The organism is Mesorhizobium sp. M7A.F.Ca.MR.362.00.0.0, assembly GCF_004023175.1.
Lineage (GTDB): Bacteria > Pseudomonadota > Alphaproteobacteria > Rhizobiales > Rhizobiaceae > Mesorhizobium.
This window is the reverse complement of record NZ_RZTF01000754.1, coordinates 1-1,290: the sequence shown is the minus strand read 5'-3', so window position 1 is coordinate 1,290 and position 1,290 is coordinate 1. Positions and strand designations below refer to the sequence as shown.

The 1,290-nt window shown below is 64.0% G+C and carries 2 protein-coding genes; both read right to left on the bottom strand.

The window, feature by feature from the left end; all coding sequences use genetic code 11:
• Positions 1-857: dipeptidase (locus tag EOC06_RS37440; protein WP_164899004.1), on the bottom strand; the 857-nt coding region annotated here is incomplete at its 3' end.
• Between the two features lie 143 nt (positions 858-1,000).
• Positions 1,001-1,288 carry a GNAT family N-acetyltransferase gene (locus EOC06_RS37435; protein WP_128310125.1) on the bottom strand — a complete coding sequence of 96 codons (288 nt, stop codon included), beginning with the start codon at positions 1,286-1,288 and terminating at the stop codon, positions 1,001-1,003.
• Positions 1,289-1,290 lie beyond the last annotated feature (2 nt).

Genomic DNA, 1,290 nt, shown 5'->3' with positions numbered 1-1,290 from the left:
TCGATATGCCGCACCATGATGTCGAGGCTTGTGTCGGCATTCATGCGACCATCCTCGCGCAGGAAGCCGGTTGCGAAGTTCAGCCCGACCATGCCGCCGGTTTCGCGGATCGCGCCGAGCTGCCAGTCGGTCAAGTTGCGCGAATGGCCGCAGATCGCGTGCACGTTGGAATGGGTCGCGACCAGCGGCGCATTGCTGAGCGCCGCGACATCGCGAAAGCCCTTCTCGTTGAGATGCGACAGGTCGATCATGATCTTCATCTGGTTGCAGGCCTTGACCAACGCCTTGCCGGCATCGGTCAGGCCGGGGCCGGTGTCGGGCGAGGACGGGAAGCGGAACGGCACGCCGTGGCCGAAGGCGTTCGGCCGGCTCCAGACGATGCCGAGGGAACGCAGGCCGGCTTCATGCAGCACGTCGAGCATGGTGAGCTCGGGATCGATCGCCTCGACCCCTTCGATGTGGAACACCGCGGCGATCGAGCCTTGCGCCATGGCACCGCGCACATCGCCGGCGCTGCGGCAGACGGTGAGCGCTCCGGCCCGTTCCAGCCTGAACAGGATCGAGGCCATCGCGATGGTCGAGGTCAGCGCCTCATTGCGCGGAACCTCGGGCGGCAGCGGCTCGGCGGCACTCGGCGCCAGGGGCACGGCGCCGCGCCTGGATTTCTCGACAGGCGGCGGAAAGATGGCAAACATGCCGCCGGCGAAGCCGCCGGCTTTGGCACGCGGCAGGTCGATATGGCCGCCCGATTTCCCCTCTATGAACAGCTTTTCGACATCCGTGTCTTTCGACTGGTAGAGTCTGAGCAACGTATCGTTGTGGCCGTCGAAGACGGGAACGAGATCGGTTTCGGTCATAGGGGATCATTCGGTTCGTTTGTCGGCAAGGGGCTGAGATATATCATATCGACTTAGGCAGGATGCGCTACCCGCACAAATGCCAAAGTCATCCCCGTGGGGATCGCAGCCGCTTTCCGCACCGTTTCCAAGCGACGAAACCCCTATTGCTTCAGCACGTCGGCCCATTCCTGATGGCGGCGAAACTGGGCGTTGGCGAACGGGCAGAGCGGGATGATCTTCTTACCCGCCGCACGCGCATCCTCGACGGCGCGGGTGACGAGGCGAAGCCCGGCACCCTGGCCGCGAAAGACGTCCGGCACCTCGGTGTGGTCGATGATGATCTGGTGCTCACCGATCTTGGTGAAGGTCATCTCGGCCTCGGCGCCATCGGGTCCACGCAGGACATAGCGGCCCTTGGAACCGCGATCCTCAAGTTCGATCTCAGGCAGTT